Source organism: Streptomyces sp. DH12, assembly GCF_020873895.1.
Classification (GTDB): Bacteria; Actinomycetota; Actinomycetes; order Streptomycetales; family Streptomycetaceae; genus Streptomyces.
In genome coordinates this window covers 152,547-169,379 of sequence record NZ_JAHWGT010000009.1, presented here as the reverse complement: position 1 = coordinate 169,379, position 16,833 = coordinate 152,547, and the positions used below count along the sequence as shown (strand labels likewise).

Annotated in this window: 16 protein-coding genes and 1 riboswitch; of the genes, 9 read left to right on the top strand and 7 right to left on the bottom strand. The window is 71.8% G+C overall.

Features of this window, described 5'->3' with window-relative positions; translation table 11 throughout:
* Nucleotides 1-17: 17 nt before the first annotated feature.
* Nucleotides 18-1,103 (bottom strand): histidinol-phosphate transaminase, encoded by a 1,086-nt coding sequence (gene hisC / locus LPA54_RS10855; RefSeq protein WP_228976270.1) that lies wholly within the window; start codon nucleotides 1,101-1,103, stop codon nucleotides 18-20.
* 395 nt (nucleotides 1,104-1,498) lie between these two features.
* Between hisC and LPA54_RS10850 the strand changes: the two genes are divergently transcribed.
* The 3 genes from LPA54_RS10850 to LPA54_RS10840 all read left to right on the top strand — a co-directional run bounded on the left by LPA54_RS10850 (nucleotide 1,499) and on the right by LPA54_RS10840 (nucleotide 5,036).
* Nucleotides 1,499-2,614: a LacI family DNA-binding transcriptional regulator gene (locus LPA54_RS10850; protein ID WP_228976268.1), complete on the top strand. Its 1,116-nt coding sequence runs from the start codon at nucleotides 1,499-1,501 to the stop codon at nucleotides 2,612-2,614.
* 275 nt (nucleotides 2,615-2,889) lie between these two features.
* Nucleotides 2,890-4,152, top strand: a complete 1,263-nt coding sequence (locus LPA54_RS10845; protein WP_228976265.1) for a metallophosphoesterase — start codon at nucleotides 2,890-2,892, stop codon at nucleotides 4,150-4,152.
* 122 nt (nucleotides 4,153-4,274) lie between these two features.
* On the top strand, nucleotides 4,275-5,036 hold the full coding sequence (locus LPA54_RS10840) for a hypothetical protein (protein WP_228976264.1): 762 nt from the start codon (nucleotides 4,275-4,277) through the stop codon (nucleotides 5,034-5,036).
* A 183-nt stretch (nucleotides 5,037-5,219) separates the two neighbouring features.
* Here the strand turns inward: LPA54_RS10840 and thiC are convergent, their stop codons facing one another.
* Nucleotides 5,220-7,001, bottom strand: a complete 1,782-nt coding sequence (thiC, locus tag LPA54_RS10835; RefSeq protein ID WP_228976263.1) for a phosphomethylpyrimidine synthase ThiC — start codon at nucleotides 6,999-7,001, stop codon at nucleotides 5,220-5,222.
* Nucleotides 6,994-7,149: riboswitch (TPP riboswitch) on the bottom strand. Its footprint overlaps the gene before it by 8 nt.
* A 71-nt stretch (nucleotides 7,150-7,220) precedes the next feature.
* Here thiC and LPA54_RS10830 point away from each other — a divergent pair.
* Entirely contained in the window at nucleotides 7,221-8,585 is a 1,365-nt protein-coding gene (locus LPA54_RS10830) for a YibE/F family protein (RefSeq protein WP_228976261.1), read from the top strand.
* A gap of 152 nt (nucleotides 8,586-8,737) precedes the next feature.
* Here LPA54_RS10830 and LPA54_RS10825 read toward each other — a convergent pair whose 3' ends face one another.
* From LPA54_RS10825 to LPA54_RS10810, 4 genes are all read right to left on the bottom strand, one after another.
* Entirely contained in the window at nucleotides 8,738-9,172 is a 435-nt protein-coding gene (locus LPA54_RS10825; protein ID WP_228976360.1) for an SsgA family sporulation/cell division regulator, read from the bottom strand.
* A gap of 138 nt (nucleotides 9,173-9,310) precedes the next feature.
* Nucleotides 9,311-10,075, bottom strand: coding sequence for an IclR family transcriptional regulator (locus tag LPA54_RS10820; protein WP_228976259.1), 765 nt, complete (start codon nucleotides 10,073-10,075; stop codon nucleotides 9,311-9,313).
* Nucleotides 10,076-10,321: 246 nt separating this feature from the next.
* Complete coding sequence (locus tag LPA54_RS10815) at nucleotides 10,322-10,555, bottom strand: DUF5326 family protein (RefSeq protein WP_228976256.1); 234 nt, start codon at nucleotides 10,553-10,555, stop codon at nucleotides 10,322-10,324.
* A gap of 172 nt (nucleotides 10,556-10,727) precedes the next feature.
* Nucleotides 10,728-11,045 carry a cupin domain-containing protein gene (locus LPA54_RS10810; RefSeq protein WP_228976254.1) on the bottom strand — a complete coding sequence of 106 codons (318 nt, stop codon included), beginning with the start codon at nucleotides 11,043-11,045 and terminating at the stop codon, nucleotides 10,728-10,730.
* A 51-nt stretch (nucleotides 11,046-11,096) separates the two neighbouring features.
* On the opposite strand from LPA54_RS10810, the gene LPA54_RS10805 reads away from it, so the two are divergent.
* The 4 genes from LPA54_RS10805 to LPA54_RS10790 all read left to right on the top strand — a co-directional run bounded on the left by LPA54_RS10805 (nucleotide 11,097) and on the right by LPA54_RS10790 (nucleotide 14,458).
* A complete protein-coding gene (locus LPA54_RS10805; protein WP_228976253.1) occupies nucleotides 11,097-11,477 on the top strand; it encodes a phage holin family protein in 381 nt (126 codons plus the stop codon).
* Nucleotides 11,477-12,619, top strand: a complete 1,143-nt coding sequence (locus tag LPA54_RS10800; RefSeq protein WP_228976251.1) for a cystathionine gamma-lyase — start codon at nucleotides 11,477-11,479, stop codon at nucleotides 12,617-12,619. The genes LPA54_RS10805 and LPA54_RS10800 overlap by 1 nt, the downstream gene beginning before the upstream one ends.
* A gap of 281 nt (nucleotides 12,620-12,900) precedes the next feature.
* Nucleotides 12,901-13,797, top strand: a complete 897-nt coding sequence (locus tag LPA54_RS10795) for a LysR family transcriptional regulator (protein WP_228976249.1) — start codon at nucleotides 12,901-12,903, stop codon at nucleotides 13,795-13,797.
* A 181-nt stretch (nucleotides 13,798-13,978) separates the two neighbouring features.
* Nucleotides 13,979-14,458, top strand: a complete 480-nt coding sequence (locus LPA54_RS10790; RefSeq protein WP_228976247.1) for an NUDIX domain-containing protein — start codon at nucleotides 13,979-13,981, stop codon at nucleotides 14,456-14,458.
* Between the two features lie 51 nt (nucleotides 14,459-14,509).
* Here the strand turns inward: LPA54_RS10790 and LPA54_RS10785 are convergent, their stop codons facing one another.
* Nucleotides 14,510-15,931 carry a globin domain-containing protein gene (locus LPA54_RS10785; protein WP_228976245.1) on the bottom strand — a complete coding sequence of 474 codons (1,422 nt, stop codon included), beginning with the start codon at nucleotides 15,929-15,931 and terminating at the stop codon, nucleotides 14,510-14,512.
* Between the two features lie 390 nt (nucleotides 15,932-16,321).
* Here LPA54_RS10785 and LPA54_RS10780 point away from each other — a divergent pair, with 390 nt between their 5' ends.
* A complete protein-coding gene (locus LPA54_RS10780) occupies nucleotides 16,322-16,774 on the top strand; it encodes a GNAT family N-acetyltransferase (protein ID WP_228976242.1) in 453 nt (150 codons plus the stop codon).
* Nucleotides 16,775-16,833: the final 59 nt, after the last annotated feature.

Sequence of the window (16,833 nt, the reverse complement as noted above, 5' to 3'; positions counted from 1 at the left end):
GCACCACCGGCGAGCGGTCAGAACCGCTCCTTGCGGAACGCCTCCGCGGTCCGCAGGAAGATGTCGTTCGCCTCGACCTCACCGATCGTGACCCGGACGCCGTCGGGGGCGAACGGACGGACGACCACGCCCGCCTCCTCGCAGGCGGCGGCGAAGTCACCGGACAGCTCGCCGAGCGGCAGCCACACGAAGTTCGCCTGCGTCAGCGGCAGCTCCCAGCCCTGGGCCGCCAGCGCCTCGCAGACCCGCTTGCGCTCGCACACCAGCGAGCCCACCCGCCCCAGCAGCTCGTCCTCCGCCCGCAGGGAGGCCACCGCCGCGTCCTGCGCGACCTGCGTGACGCCGAACGGCACGGCCGTCTTGCGCAGGGCTGCCGCGACCGGCTCGTGCGCGATGGCGAACCCGACGCGCATGCCGGCCAGCCCGTACGCCTTGGAGAAGGTGCGCAGCACGGCCACGTTGGGCCGGGTCCGGTAGAGCTCGATGCCGTCCGGCACCTCGTCGTCACGGATGAACTCGATGTACGCCTCGTCCAGGACGACCAGGATGTCGGACGGCACCCGGTCGAGGAAGCGCTCCAGCTCGGCACGGTGCACCACGGTGCCGGTGGGGTTGTTGGGGTTGCAGACAAAGATGAGGCGCGTGCGGTCGGTGATCGCCTCCGCCATCGCGTCCAGGTCGTGCGTGCCGTCGGCGGTGAGCGGGACCTTCACCGGGGTGGCACCGCTGATCTGCGTGACGATGGGGTACGCCTCGAAGGACCGCCAGGCGAACATGACCTCGTCCCCGGGACCGGCCGTCGACTGCACCAGCGACTGGGCGATCCCGACGGACCCCGTACCGGTCGCCACGTGCGAGACGGGCACGCCGAACCGCTCCGCCAGCTCGTGCACCAGCGCGGTGCAGGCCAGGTCCGGGTAGCGGTTGAGGTCGGCCGCGGCGGACAGCGCCGCCTCCAGCACGCCGGGCAGCGGCGGGTACGGGTTCTCGTTGGAGGACAGCTTGTAGGCAACGCGGCCTTCGGCAGCGGTGGCCGGCTTCCCCGGCTTGTAGGTGGGGATGTCGTCCAGCACGGCGCGCAGCTTGGGGCTCGTCTCGCTCACTGTGGTCCTCCTCGACCGTATGTACCACCGATACTGCACACCTTATGAGGATTCCCCGTCCCTGCGAATGGCCGAATTCGGGCCAGTGCCGGTGACAGTCGGCACAGCGGCCGGTTCCGGCTTCCCCACCCCGGGGGGAGCGCGGGGAAACCTGGCGCACGCTGGTGGCCCGCGCCGTGGCGCGCGTCCCCCGTAGAGGTGAGTTGCACGCTCTTCGAAACCGCGTCCAGCAGCCGGGCCCATACACGCGCACGACGATCCCCGCCCGGAAAAATCCCGCAACTTCCTTGCATTTGCACCCTGTTGGCACGTCCCGGCCTTGCAGAAACGTACCTGTCAACGCGCGCATATGCGTCCGTCCTCGGCGCCTCCCGTCGCCCTACTATCGGCTCGCCATGACAGCAGCAGGGAAGCACCAGGTGAGCCGGGCACAGACCCGGGGGAGCCGGCAGGGGCGCGCGGGCATCCGGGACGTGGCCGCCGCGGCGGGCGTCTCCATCACGACTGTCTCCGACGCGCTCAACGGCAAGGGACGGCTCCCGGACGCCACCCGCCGCCACGTCCGCGAGGTCGCCGACCGGCTGGGCTACCGGCCCTCCGCGGCGGCCCGCACGCTCCGTACCGGCAAGTCGGGCCTCATCGGCCTGACCGTGACGACCTACGGGGATGAACCTTTCACCTTCACCGAGTTCCCCTACTTCGCCGAGATGGCCAGGGCCGCCACCTCCGCCGCGCTCGCCCGCGGCTACGCCCTGGTCATCCTCCCCGCCACCTCCCGCCGCAGCCCGGTCGACGTCTGGTCGAACGTCGCCCTCGACGGGACCGTGGTCATCGACCCCTCCGACCACGACCCCGTCGTGGCCGAGCTGCTCCGCCAGGGGCTCCCGGTCGTCTCCGACGGCCGCCCCGCCGGCACCCTCCCCATCACCGCCTGGGTCGACAACGACCACGAGGCGGCCGTGCTCGGCCTCCTCGACCACCTCGCCGAGGCCGGCGCCCGCCGGATCGGACTGCTCACCGGCACCACCACCGACACGTACACCCGCCTGTCCACCACCGCCTACTTCCACTGGTGCGAGCGCGTCGGGCAGGACCCGGTCTACGAGTCGTACCCCGCCCACGACCCGTGCGCCGGCGCGGTCGCCGCCGACCGGCTGCTCGCCCGACCCGACCGCCCCGACGCCGTCTACGGCCTGTTCGACCCGAACGGCACCGACCTGCTGGCCGCGGCGCGGCGGTACGGGCTGCGCGTCCCCGAGGACCTGCTCCTCGTGTGCTGCAGCGAGTCGACGGTGTACGCCACGACGGAGCCGCCGATCACGACCCTCTCGCTCAAACCCCGCCGGATCGGGACCGCGGTCGTCCAGCTGCTGATCGACGCGATCGAGGGCGTCGACCAGGGCCGCCCCGTCGGGCAGGTGATACCGACGGAGCTGATCATCCGGACGTCGTCGCAGCGCAGGGCGCCGCGGACGACGGTGAGTCCACCGCGGCAACCGCGCCAGGAGTAGGACACAGCAGGCGGGCCCGGTACGGAATCGGGCAGAACCTCACAACAAGCCGGCACGGAACCTGGCAACACCCTGACAGGAATCGCGTCTCCCCCGGTCCAGACCTTCTCAATTGGGGCGAAACAGCCGGTGATCCGGGCGTGCACCCTGATTCACCACCCCTGGTGCGTCACACAGCACAAGCCTCATTCCTATGATGGGCGCACGACAGCGCGGGCCGCCCCGACCAGGCCGGTCCGCGATGTGAGGGCGTCGCGACGGTGGTGGAGGGGTCGATGACTCAGGGGGCCGGTCAGGGACCCGTGGTGCGGACGGCGACGTTGCGCGACTTCCGCGTACCGCCGTATGCCCAGGTACCCGTGCAGAGTCACTCCGCACATCCGGAGCCGCAGGGGCAGGAACACGGGCAGGGGCGGTCGGCGCAGGAGGCCCCGCAGGGCCGGCCGGTCGCACCCCCGCCGGCGCCGCAGGCACAGCAGGCGCCACCGGCGTCGGTGCCGCAGACCCCGCAGCCCCAGCAGGCGCCACCGGTGCCGCAGGCACAGCAGGCGCCGCATCCGGGCAACGCCTTCCCCGAGGAGTACCCGGACGGCTACACGCCGACCGAGCGCGACCTGCCGGTCATCAACCGGGGCGACACGCTCCAGGTGACGGTCGCCCCGGACGGCGCACCCGAGCCCGCCGCCGTCCCCGCTCCCGGGGCGCCGGGGCCGGGCCCCGGTCCGCTCTACGTCGTGGGCGACGTCCACGGCTACCTCGACGAACTCCTCGTCGCGCTGCGCGAGAAGGGCCTCGTCGACGCGGACGGTCACTGGGCGGCCGGCAACACCCGGCTGTGGTTCCTGGGCGACTTCACGGACCGCGGTCCCGACGGCATCGGCGTCATCGACCTCGTCATGCGCCTGTCCGCCGAGGCGGCGGCCGCCGGCGGCTACTGCAAGGCCCTGATGGGCAACCACGAGCTGCTGCTGCTGGGCGCCAAGCGCTTCGGCGACACCCCGGTCAACTCCGGCGCGGGCACCGCCACCTTCCAGGCCGCCTGGCTGCTCAACGGCGGCCAGAAGAACGACATGGACCGCCTCCAGGACGTCCACCTCCAGTGGATGTCGCGCCTCGACGCGATCGTCGAGGAGGACGGCCATCTCCTGCTGCACTCCGACACCACCGCGTACCTGGACTACGGCAGCACCATCGAGGACGTCAACGACACCGTCCACTCCGTCCTCACCCGCAACGACGCCGACGAGTGCTGGGACCTGTTCCGCAAGCTCACCAAGCGGTTCGCGTTCCGCGACGACGGCGGCGCCGACGCAGTACGGGAGCTCCTCGCGGCGTACGGCGGGCGGCGCGTCGTGCACGGCCACAGCCCGATCCCGTACCTGCTGGGCGAGGTCGGCACCGAGGACGCGGACGGCGAGCCGGTCGTCCCGGTCGTCGCCGGTCCGCACGTGTACGCGGGCGGGCTCGCCATCGCCATGGACGGCGGGGTGACCATGGCCGGGAAGCTGCTCGTCCAGCAGCTCCCGCTCGCTGACTGAGCGCGACCACGAGGGGCGAATTCCGGAAACCCCTGTCACCTCCCGGTGCGGCGGCTCTACGATCGGCTGCCCACCCGCCGTCACACGGCGGGCCCAGGCCCCACGGGAGTATCGGGGGACGCATGACGAGCGCTCCGCACCTGCTGCCCGAGGACCGCGCCGAGTACGAGCGGATCCTCGACGAAGCCCTGCGCACCGCGACCGACAGCCCGGAGCCGTCCGCGGCACCCGCGCGGCTCGACACCGGGCAGCTCCGCGCCATGGCCATGGACGCGGCCGCACTGATCAACACCGCCGCCGCCACCGAGTACGCGCACCTCGTCCGGGTGCGCGAGGAACACCGCAGACCGCCCCGCGCCGCGGCCGGCACCGCCGCGGCCCCCGGGGCGGGCTCCCGACCGGGCCCCGGGGCCGGGACCGGCCCGCGGGACGAGGTGACGCCCGGAGCGGGGTTCGGCGTCGTCGTCACCGTCCTGACGCCCGTCCTCGCGGGCACGGCCGCGGTCGTCCTGCTGCTCCTCGGGTACCTGCTGAGGATGCTGGCCCCGCCGCCGCATGTCGCCGGCCAACTGCTCTCCGCCGGCTGGTTCTTCGCCGCCGTCACCGCCGCCGGCCTGCTCGCGGCGGGGGCGGGACTGCTGGTCACGGCCCTGCGCAACCGCCAGACCGAGGTGCACGCCACCGGGGCGGCCGAACCGGACGAGGTCGCCCGCGCCCGCGAGGCGTGGCGCCGGGCCCTACGGGAACGCGGCGTCCTGCCCTTCCTGTACGAGGCCCTGGCCGCGTCGGGGACCCACCCGCCACAGCAGGTGAGCCCGCGGGGACCCGGGCCCGCCGCCCCGCACGCGCCCGCCGCCGACCTCACCGGCCCCCGCCCGGACTGACCCCACGGGCGGGGACCCTGGCCACCGGCCGGCGGCCCCGACCGCTCCGTCGGACACGACGGGCGCGGCAGACCCGGTGGACACCCGACACGACGGGCGCGTCGGACTTGGTGGACGGCGACGGGGCGGGCCCGCGGCTCCCCCCTTGGGTCGCGGGTCCACCCCGTGGTCCGTGCCGGGTGCCTACTCCGCGAGCGGCAGGTAGACCCGGTTGCCCGCGGCGGCGAACTCCGCGGACTTCTCCGCCATGCCGGCCGCGATCTCCTCCTGCCCGAGGTCCCCGCCGTGCTCGCGCCGGATGTCCTGCGAGATCTTCATCGAGCAGAACTTCGGTCCGCACATCGAGCAGAAGTGCGCCGTCTTGGCGGGCTCCGCCGGCAGCGTCTCGTCGTGGAACTCACGCGCCGTGTCGGGGTCGAGCGCGAGGTTGAACTGGTCCTCCCAGCGGAACTCGAACCGCGCGTCCGACAGCGCGTCGTCCCACTCCTGCGCCCCGGGGTGACCCTTGGCCAGGTCCGCCGCGTGCGCCGCGATCTTGTACGTGATGACGCCGGTCTTCACGTCGTCGCGGTTCGGCAGGCCGAGGTGCTCCTTGGGCGTGACGTAGCAGAGCATCGCGGTGCCCCACCAGGCGATCATCGCCGCGCCGATGCCCGAGGTGATGTGGTCGTATGCCGGGGCGACGTCCGTCGTCAGCGGGCCGAGCGTGTAGAACGGCGCCTCGTCGCAGATCTCCTGCTGGAGGTCGATGTTCTCCTTGATCTTGTGCATCGGGACGTGGCCCGGGCCCTCGATCATCGTCTGGACGTTGTGCCGCTTGGCGATCCGGTTCAGCTCGCCGAGGGTGCGCAGCTCCGCGAACTGCGCCTCGTCGTTGGCGTCGGCGATCGAGCCGGGACGCAGCCCGTCGCCGAGCGAGTACGTCACGTCGTACGCGGCGAGGATCTCGCAGAGTTCCTCGAAGTTCTCGTACAGGAACGACTCCTTGTGGTGCGCGAGGCACCACGCTGCCATGATCGAACCACCGCGGGAGACGATGCCGGTCTTGCGGCGGGCCGTGAGGGGCACGTACCGGAGCAGGACGCCCGCGTGCACCGTCATGTAGTCGACGCCCTGCTCGGCCTGCTCGATGACGGTGTCCTTGTAGACCTCCCAGGACAGCTCCTCCGCCCTGCCGTCGACCTTCTCCAGCGCCTGGTAGAGCGGCACGGTGCCGATGGGGACGGGGGAGTTGCGCAGCACCCACTCGCGGGTGGTGTGGATGTTGCGGCCCGTGGAGAGGTCCATGACCGTGTCGGCGCCCCAGCGGGTCGCCCAGGTCATCTTCTCGACCTCCTCCTCGATGGAGGAGGTGACGGCGGAGTTGCCGATATTGGCGTTGACCTTCACCAGGAACCGCTTGCCGATGATCATCGGCTCGATCTCCGGGTGGTTGACGTTGGCCGGAAGCACCGCGCGCCCGGCCGCGATCTCCTCACGCACGACCTCCGGCGCGACGTTCTCGCGGAGGGCGACGTACTCCATCTCCGGTGTGATCTCGCCACGGCGGGCGTACGCGAGCTGGGTCACCGCCTGGCCGTCCCGGCCGCGCCGCGGCTGGCGCGGGCGGCCCGGGAAGACGGCGTCGAGGTTGCGCAGGCCGCCGCGGGGCGACGTGTGCTTGATGCCGTCGTCCTCCGGACGCACCGGGCGCCCCGCGTACTCCTCGGTGTCGCCGCGGGCGACGATCCAGTTCTCCCTGAGGGGCGGCAGCCCGCGGCGGACGTCGGTCTCGACGTTCGGGTCGGTGTACGGACCGGACGTGTCGTAGAGGGTGACGTCCTTTCCGTTGGTGAGGTGCACCTGTCGGACCGGCACCCGGAGGTCGGGGCGCGACCCCTCGAGGTACCCCTTGTGCCAGCCGATGGACTTCCCGCTCTCCTCGGTGCTGTCGGAGGCAGGCGTGCGTGCGTCCTGAACGGTCATGTGACCTACTCCCTACGCCGGCATTACCCGGTAACAGGTTCGGCGGTCGGCGCAGCGGCTCCCGTCGGCGATGTTCCACGTGAAACATCGCGTCGACGGAGGTCAGCGCCCTCTCAGCCCGGTGCTCCGAGCTCCCGCGTGTGCAAAGGTGCCACCACGCTAGCGCCCTTCCGGCCACGCTGAACAGGGGGCCCCTGCCGTTCTTGCGATGATCGGTGGGTGACTTCCTCGCATCAGCACCCGGAGAACGGGTCGGGACACGGCCCCGAGCACGGTCCCGGGCACCACCCGGAACCCGACGCGCTCGCGCATGTCCACACCCACGCCCACGGCCCCGCCGCGCCCGTTTCGCAGCACCTGCGCAAGGTCATCGCGGCGGTGCTGATCCCCTTCGCCACGGCGGTGGTCGTCGGCCTCGCCGTCCTCTGGCCGGGAGGCGCGCCGGCGCACGAGCGCACCGGCGTCGGCTTCGACCGGCAGACCGAGCGGGGTGAGGTCGTCCGGGTCGAGCAGGTCGACTGCAAGGACGTGAACGCCGCACAGGTCCCGCCGACCGGTGACACCAGCACCCCGCAGGGCCGGGAGGCGGTCAACGCCCAACAGGGGCAGTGCAAGCGCGTCACCATCGAGGTGACCAGCGGCCAGGACCAGGGCCGCCGGTTCACGGAGATCGTCCAGCCGGACGCGCCGCGCCAGTTGGAGCAGGGACAGGGCGTCGTGGTGGCGTTCGCGCCGGACGCGCCGGAGGACCTCCAGTACTCGGTGACGGACGTCGACCGCCGGTTCCCCCTGATCCTGCTGGCCGCCGTCTTCGCCCTGGCGGTGGTGGCCGTGGGACGGCTGCGCGGCCTGATGGCCCTGATCGCCCTCGGTACCAGCTTCGTCTTCCTGACCTTCTTCATCCTCCCCGCGATCCTCCAGGGGTCGAACCCGCTGGTGGTGGCGGTGGTCGGATCGAGCGCGATCATGCTCATCGCGCTCTATCTGAGTCATGGGCTGAGCGCGCGGACCTCCGTGGCCGTACTCGGCACACTGATCTCGCTGCTGCTGATCGGCCTGCTCGGCTCGCTCTTCATCGGCTGGGCCAGACTGACCGGCAACACCGACGACTACACCGGACTGATCCACGGGCTGTACCCCGGCATCGACATGTCGGGCCTGTTGCTCGCCGGCGTCATCATCGGATCGCTCGGTGTGCTCGACGACGTGACGGTCACCCAGACGTCCGCCGTGTGGGAACTGCACCAGGCGGATCCGAAGATGGGGCGGCGCGCCCTGTACCGGGCCGGGATCCGGATCGGGCGCGACCACATCGCATCGGTGGTCAACACGCTGGTGCTGGCCTACGCGGGCGCCGCGCTGCCGCTGCTGCTGCTCTTCTCGATCGCGCAGAGCAGCGTGGGGACGGTGGCCAACAGCGAGTTGGTGGCCCAGGAGATCGTCCGGACGCTGGTCGGCTCCATCGGCCTCGTGGCCTCGGTACCGCTCACGACGGGCCTGGCGGCCCTGGTCGTGTCGGCCGACCGTCCCTCCGCACCGGGCGGACAGGTGCGTACGGGACGGGGACGCCGCCGCAAGAAGTGACCGCGGCGGGGCCCCGACCGCGCGCCGCCCGGACGCCACCGGGCCGGACGCCGACGGGACGGATGCCGACGAGGAGGCGCATGCCACCGGGCCGGGCACCACCGGGTCGGTGAGCGCCGACCCGGTGGTGCCCGGTCGGCGCATCCGCCCCCTCAGCCGGCGTTCTCGGTGAGGATGCGTCCGAGCGCCTCCTCCAGACCTTCGTCGAAGTCACCGAGCGCGCACTCCTGACCGAGCGGCACCAGCTTGTCGGTCCGGTCGAGGAAGGCGACCAGGGGTGGCGCGCTGGCGCGGAACAGGGCCTGGTCGGGACCGACGCGCAACCGGATGTGGACATCGGACAGATGGTCCTCGTCCTCGGTCGGCTCGACCCGCACATCACCCTCCCCCGTGGCGCTGTTGATGCCGTCGAGGAGGAGCTCGCGACCGAAGGTCCAGGTCACGGGCGCGTCACCGGGCAGGTGGAACGTCATCCGGACGGCGAAGGGGTCTCTCGTCTCGTACCCCAGCTCGACCGGGAGCCTGAAGGAGAGCTCGTCCGAGACGATGAAGCTCATCAGGACCTCGGCCTGAACCGACTCGCGCATCATGTACCCCGCTGTAGATGAATGTCTTGAAGCAGTTCTCAAAGCAGTGGTGATGACAAAACTGGCCAGGATTCATCCCCCCTGACCCTCTTGACGTAATGCTGGTGTAAGCGCTAGCAGATCACAAGGAGTAATTTTTCAGATACTGATAGAGAATGTGAGCGAGCCCGGTAGCGCGCCGACCTCGCTGCGTAGTTGCTCGATTGCAGGGAGCAACCTATCTTCCGCGTGCAAGGGTACAGAAATGGCCATCGCTGCGGCGGCGGTTCCGGCGATGATGGGGATGGCGGCGCACAGGGTGCCGAGCGCGTACTCCTGACGCTCGACGTGGGGGCCCTCCCCCGTGCCGCGGTCGAGGCGTTCCAGAAGAGTCCGGTGGTCACGGACGGTGTAGGGCGTGATGGCCTGCACGGGATGCCGCTCCAGGTGGTCCCGGCGCTCCCGGTCGCCGAGCTGGCTGAGCAGGCACTGGCCGATCGCGTGGGCGTGACCGGTCGCACGGAAGTCCGCCCATTCGTCGACGGCGGGCGCGGCGGGCGTGTCGGAGACCGCGACGAGCTCGATCTCGCCGTCGTGATAGACCGCGAAGTACACGGGGGCACCGATGGCGTCCCGCCAGCGGGCGAGACAGTCCTCGATCTTGGTGCGACGATTCTGCAGGGTTCCGGCGCCGGCCAATCGGTGAGCGGCCTCACCGAGGGTGAACACACCTCGGTGGCGCAGCAGATAGCCCTCGTGCGTCAGGGTGCGCAGCAGGTGGTAGGCGGTGGGCAGCGGCAGCCCGGTCTCACGCGCGAGCTGCTTGGCCGGGGCCCCGCCCTCGTGGGACCCCACGGCCTCCAGCAGCCGGAGCGCACGCTGCACCGAGCCGATGAGGGTCGGGGCGGTGGTAGTCGAAGCCATGACCGAAGGAACCCCCTGGGCATGTCGCCCATGAGCGGTCACCGCTGGAGCCGCTGGATGCGTCTCGGCGCGTCCCTGCACATTGCGCCGCATACAGTCGCAACAGTCGTACAAACCGCTGGTAGGGCGTTCAGTCAGCCCTTGTTTCCAAGGGCCGCGGAAGCCCTGCCACTCTAATGGCAGGCTCCGTTCGGGGGTGCCTCCCGGAGGGACCGTTCCCCCGGGCGGCCTAACGCCCGGGGCGGGTCACCAACCGTCGCCGGAGGAGGATGACGAGGACGACGACGAGCCGGTGAACTTCCGCACCACGTACACGAGTCCGCCGACGAGCGCGACGAACACCAGTACCTTGAACAGCAGGCTGACGACGAAGTAGACGGCGCTCGCGATCAGGCCGCCGAAGACGACCACGGCGATGACCGGTATGGCCACCCACTTCACCCACCAGGGCAGGCCCCGCAGGAGTTCCTTTACCGCCATGTCGTCCGCCTCGTCTCTCTCGCGTCTGTCTGGATCGTCCCGTTGGACGCCTTCGATGCTAGGCGGGCGTGCTGCCCGGCGGGGGTCACGCGGCCCTTGCCCTCCCCTGAACCTCCCCCTAGGGAGCGTCGGGGTACGCCGGGCCCTCCGGTACTCCCTCCGGAGGAGGCGGTCAGCTCTCGGGCGGCGAGAACACCACCAGGACCCGCAGGTCCTCGGTGATGTGGTGGAACCGGTGCGGGACGCCGGCCGGCACGTACACCACGCTGCCGCGTCCCACCTGCGTGGTCTCATCGCCGACCGTGATCGAGGCCCGACCGCTGACCACGAAGTAGACCTCGTCCTCCTTGTGCGGCTGCTGCGGGTCCAGCTGGCCCGCGCCCAGCGCGTACAGCCCGACCGACATGTTCCGCTCGCGCAGGAACTGGAGGTACGCGCCGTCGTTGGCGGCGCGTTCCGCGTCCAGTTCGTCCAGTCGGAATGCCTTCATCGTCCGCTCGTCCCCGCCTCTGTGGTGATCGTGTCTGCCACGATCAGACACATGATGAATTTCGTAGTCAAGACGCTCGCGAACGCGGGGGCGCTGGCCGTCGCGATCTGGCTCCTGGACGACATCACGCTCACCGGCGACAACACGGGCCGCAAGGCCCTGACACTGGTGCTCGTCGCCTTGGTCTTCGGTGTGGTGAACATCCTGGTCAAGCCGCTTGTGAAGCTCCTCACGCTGCCGCTCTTCGTCCTCACGCTCGGCCTGTTCACCCTCGTCGTCAACGCCCTGATGCTGCTGCTGACGTCCTGGCTCGCGGACCAGCTGGACCTCAGCTTCCACGTGGAGGGCTTCTGGACCGCCGTGCTCGGCGGCCTGATCATCTCCCTCGTCTCCTGGGCCCTCAACGTCGTCCTCCCCGACGGCCGCGACTGATGGCGTGCGCACCGGACACGGGCGAGGGCACCCGCGCCGTGCGGGCCGGGCTGCCGGAGCCCCGCAAGCACGAACCGACGCTCCCGGGCCCCGTCTTCGCCGCCCACTACCACCTGCCGGGCGAACCGACCGGCCCGTACACCTACGGCCGAGACGAGAACCCGACCTGGACGCTGCTGGAACGGGCCATCGGCGAGCTGGAGGCCCCGGGGGACGACGCGGTCGAGACGGCGGTCTTCGCCTCCGGCATGGCCGCCATCTCCTCGGTCCTCTTCTCCCAGCTCGCGGCGGGTGACGCCGTCGTCCTCCCGGCCGACGGCTACCAGGCCCTGCCCCTGGTGGCCGAGCAGCTGACCGCGTACGGGATCGAGGTCCGCACGGCGCCCACCGGAGGCGACGCCCAGCTGGCCGCCCTGGACGGGGCGAAGCTGCTGTGGCTGGAGACCCCCTCCAACCCGGGACTCGACGTGTGCGACGTCCGGCGGATGGTGGCCGCGGCCCACGAGGCCGGCGCGCTGGTCGCCGTCGACAACACGCTCGCCACACCCCTCGGGCAGCGCCCCCTGGCCCTGGGCGCCGACTTCTCCGTGGCGAGCGACACCAAGGGCCTGACCGGGCACGGGGACGTCCTGCTCGGCCACGTCGCCACCGCGGACGCAGCGCTGGCCGCGGGGGTCCGCCGCTGGCGGAAGATCGCCGGCGCGATCCCCGGACCGATGGAAGCGTGGCTCGCCCACCGCTCACTGGCCACGCTCCACCTGCGCGTGGACCGGCAGTGCGCCAACGCCCTCGCCCTCGCCGAGGCACTGGCCGACCGCGAGGACGTGACCGGGTTGCGGTACCCGGGCCTGCCGGACGACCCGTCGTACCGGGTGGCGGCCGCGCAGATGCGTCGCTTCGGGTCGGTGGTGTCGTTCGTCCTGGCCGACCGCGAGCGGGCGGAGCGGTTTCTGGACGCGCTGCGCCTGGTGGACGACGCCACGAGCTTCGGCGGGGTCCGCTCGACGGCCGAGCGGCGCGGCCGGTGGGGCGGTGACGCGGTACCGGCCGGGTTCGTCCGCTTCTCGGTCGGCGCCGAGGACCCTGAGGACCTGGTCGCCGACGTCCTGCGCGCCCTGGACACGGCGGCCGCAGGGCGCTGACGGACAGCCGGCGGCCGCCTCGTGCCGGCCGGCGTGCGCCGGCCGTCCCGCCTCGCCCCCGTACGGCGGCGGGGGGCGCGCCCTGGCGGGCGGGTGTCGGTGGAGGGTGGTCCGAGCCTCCCCCCTCGTGGCTCGGACCACCTGTCTGGTCCACCGGATTCCGGCCCGACCAGGCTAGTTGACTCTACGTCAATGTCCCATCACGCTGGCGGCAGCGACCTATCGACATATTTATCGTTGTACGGCTTCGGGGTAGGCGCTCCCCGAGGGGAGGGAGGGACATGGATCTGGGCCTGTTGCGGACCTTCGTCACGGTGCACCGAGCCGGATCCTTCACCCGCGCCGCGGCGCTCCTCGGGCTCTCCCAACCGGCCGTCACCAGCCAGATCCGCACCCTGGAACGGCAGTTGGGCCGACCGCTTTTCCTGCGGCAGGCCCGCGGCGTCACGCCGACCACGGTCGGCGACGAACTGGCCCACCGCGCCGCCCCGCATCTCGACGCCCTCGTGGAGATCTCCGAGACCGGGGTGCACGGGCGGGTCGGGACGCGCACCCTGCACCTCGCGGGACCGCCGGAGTTCGTCGCACAGCGGGCGTTACCGGCACTGGCGCCACTCGTCGCCGAGGGCCTCACCCTGCGGACGTCGCTGTTCGGCACCGCCGAGGAGTCCCTGGACGGGCTGGCCGCCGGCCGGCACGACCTGGCCGTCGCCACGGCACGGCCGCGCGGCGGCCTGCTCACCGCGCGCCCGCTCTGCGATGAGGAACACGTGCTCGTGGCCGCCCCGCGCTGGGCCGCCCGCCTCGCCCCGGAGACCCTGCTGAGCCGGGGGTCGGTGGTGCTTGACCAGCTCCCCGTGGTCGAGGTCCACGAGTCGCTGCCCTTCGTGTCCCGCTACTGGGCCGCCGTCTTCGAGTCGAAGCCCGCCGCCACCGGCACCGTCGTCGTGCCCGACCTGCGGGCGGTCCTGGAAAGCGCCGCCGCGGGTGCGGGGCTGGCCGTGCTGCCGCGCTACCTGTGCGAGGAAGCCCTGCGCGAAGGCCGCCTCGTCGCACTCCTCGACCCTCCGGTGCCGCCGCTGCGCACCTACTTCCTGGTCGTCCGCACCGGGACGCTGGCCCTGGCGCACATCGCCCGGGCGCACGAGACGCTGCTGCGGGCCGCGGTCGCCTGGTGAGGACGGCCAGCCGAGGGCTCGCCGGCCGTGGTGACCGCGGAGGGGCTGCGGAGGGCCGCCCGGTGACGAAGGGCAGCCGCGTGGCGACGCCCCGCCGTCGGTGGCCGCCCGTGACCGGTTACCCGGCGGTCGCTCCGCCGTGGCGGGTTTCAATCGGTACGCCACGGGCGATTGTCCTGCCATGACCGAACGTCCAGTGGTCAAGCGCACCGCCCGTGCCGTCCTCCTCGACGGCGACGACCTGATCCTGATCAAACGGACCAAGCCCGGGATGGATCCCTACTGGCTCACGCCGGGCGGCGGTGTCGAACCGGGCGACGCGACGGTCGTCGACGCCCTCCACCGTGAGGTGCACGAGGAGCTCGGCGCCAAGATCACCGACGTGGTGCCGTGCTTCGTGGACACCGTGGAGCACATCGAGGACGGCGGCGTCTCGGGCGTGAAGGTGCAGCACTTCTTCGTCTGTCGGCTGGAGTCGATGGACCCCGCCCAGCGGCACGGGCCGGAGGTCGAGGAGCCGGTCGGCGAGTACGAGATCGTCCGGATCCCGTTCAGCAGGGTCGGCATCGCCGCCGTGCACCTCGTGCCGCTCTCCCTGCGTCACTACCTCGACGGCAACATCGAGGGCGTTCGCGCCATGCACGCTCCCGACCTGGGCTGACGGCCCCGCGCCGGGCCTGGCAGCCACCAGCCGGACGGCCGGGCCCGCGCCTCAGCCGGCCGCGGCGACGAGCTCGTCCAGCGAGTCGTGACGGATGCGGTCGGAGGGGACCCCCACCCCGCGCAGCGCGTCGACCCCGCTGCGGATCATGCCGGGCGGCCCGGACAGGTAGGCGTCGTATTCGTCCCATGGCCCGTACGCGCGCACCGCGTCCGGCAGCTGGGTCCTGCCGTCGACCACCGTACGCACCTCCAACCACGGGTGCGCCTGCTTGAGCCGCAGCATGGTGTCGATGTCGTACAGGTCGTGATCGGTGCGGGCGCCGTAGAAGACCTCGACGGAGCGGCGCCGCCCGTGTTCGGCGACGTCCTCCACCAGCGCCTTGATCGGCGCTATGCCGGTGCCGCCGCCCAGGCAGAGCAGCCCCCGGTCGGAGGTGTGGTCGACGGTCATCGAGCCGGCCGGCGGACCGAGACGCAGGACGTCACCGGGGCGGGCGCGGTGGACCAGCGCGTTCGACACCCAGCCCGCCGGCACGGCCTTCACATGGAAGGCCAGCAACCCGTCCGGACGCGGTGCCGCCGCGAACGAGTAATGCCGCCACACCCGCGGCCACCAGGGCGTCTCCAGGCTCGCGTACTGCCCGGCGAGGAAGGGGTACGGCTGGTCGGGGCGCACGGTCACCACGGCGATGTCGGGCGTCCTCAGCTCGTGCGCGACGACTTCGGCCTGCCACCAGGGCGGGCTCTTCCGCTCGTCGTCGGCCGCCGAGTCGATCATGATCTGGGAGATGGTCGTGTACGTACGGATCCAGGCGGCCTCCGTCTCGCCGTCCCAGGTGCGGGTGGCGTACCGGGTCAGCGCGCCGATCAGGGCCTCGCCCACGGCGGGGTAGTGCGCGGCCTGTGTGCCGTACTTCCGGTGGCCGCGACCGAGGTGCCGGAGGTAGTCGGTGAGCACCGCCGGGTCGTCCATGTGCTCGGCGGCCGTCAGGAGCGCCCTGAGCAGCCGGTCCCGCTGGGCGTCCATGGCTGCGGGGAAGAGGTCGCGCAGAGCGGGGTGGCGCACGAAGAGCAGGGCGTAGAAGTACGAGGTGACCTGGTCGGCCACGGGGGCTATCTCGGCGAGGGTGCGGCGTATGCGTATCGCGTCCGGCGATCCCGTCGCGGTGGCCGCGGGCGGCGCCGGCGGGGCTGGATGCGTCCGCGCGAGCGGAGGCGGGGGCGCGGCGGGGGACGAGGGCTCGGTGGGGGACGACGGCTCGGTGGCAGGCGCGGGCGGTGCCTGCGGGCCGGGCGACGTGGGCGGGGGCACCCGTTCGCCGCCGGGGGACGCCGGAGCGTCGCCCGGTGGGCCGGCCGGCGTCCGCGGCGTGAACCACCCGCCCGAGGGACCGTGGTCCCCGGCTGAGTCGCCGCCGCCTCCGGGGCCGGAGGGACCCCGGCCGGCCGGTGTGGTGGTCGCAGCGTTCATAGAGTGCCTCGCCTCGAACTCGTCCGACGATCTGTTCTCGCACTTCCCTCGGCCCGATTCGCCGTGAGCGCATCATGACAGGCGCCACGGCGGCCCGGGTCGAGAGCGGGAAGCCTCGGTCTCGTACCCGCTTCCCCGCTAGGCTGCACAACCCCCATACCGCGGGCTGCGCGTCCGGATCTCCACAGAGCCGGTTCGTCCTCTCCACGCACCCTCGCGCGCTCGGGGGCGGTGGCCCGGCACCCCACCCACCGTGTTTCACGTGAAACCAGACACACCGGCATGGCACGAGGCATTCGACGAAGCGGCCCGGAAGCCGGAGCTGGCCCCTCTGCACCAGGCATTCGAAGAGCTGAACGCCAGAGCCGGACGGCGAGTAGCCTCCGACACATGAACGATCTTGAGATTCGCCGTGCGACGACGGCTGACGTCCCCCACATCGTGGCGATGCTCGCCGACGACCCGCTGGGTGCCGAGCGGGAGTCCCCCGACGACCTCTCCCCCTACCTCACCGCGTTCGCGCGAGTCGCCGACGACCCCCACCAGCATCTGGTGGTGGCCGTCCGCGGTCAGCGCGTCATCGGCACGCTGCATCTGACCATCATCCCCGGCCTCTCCCGACGGGGCGCCACCCGGGCTTTGATCGAGGCCGTACGCGTCCACGCCGACGCACGCGGGACTGGACTCGGCACCCATCTCATCGAGTGGGCCGTTGCCGAGTCCCGCCGTCAGGGCTGCGCGCTGGTCCAACTCACCTCGGACATCACTCGCACCGACGCCCACCGGTTCTACGAGCGCCTCGGCTTCACGGCTTCCCACGTCGGTTTCAAGATGGCGCTCTGACCGGCCCACGGGGAACGTCATGGGCCGCCGCCGTTTCACGTGGAACATCGGGGCCATCG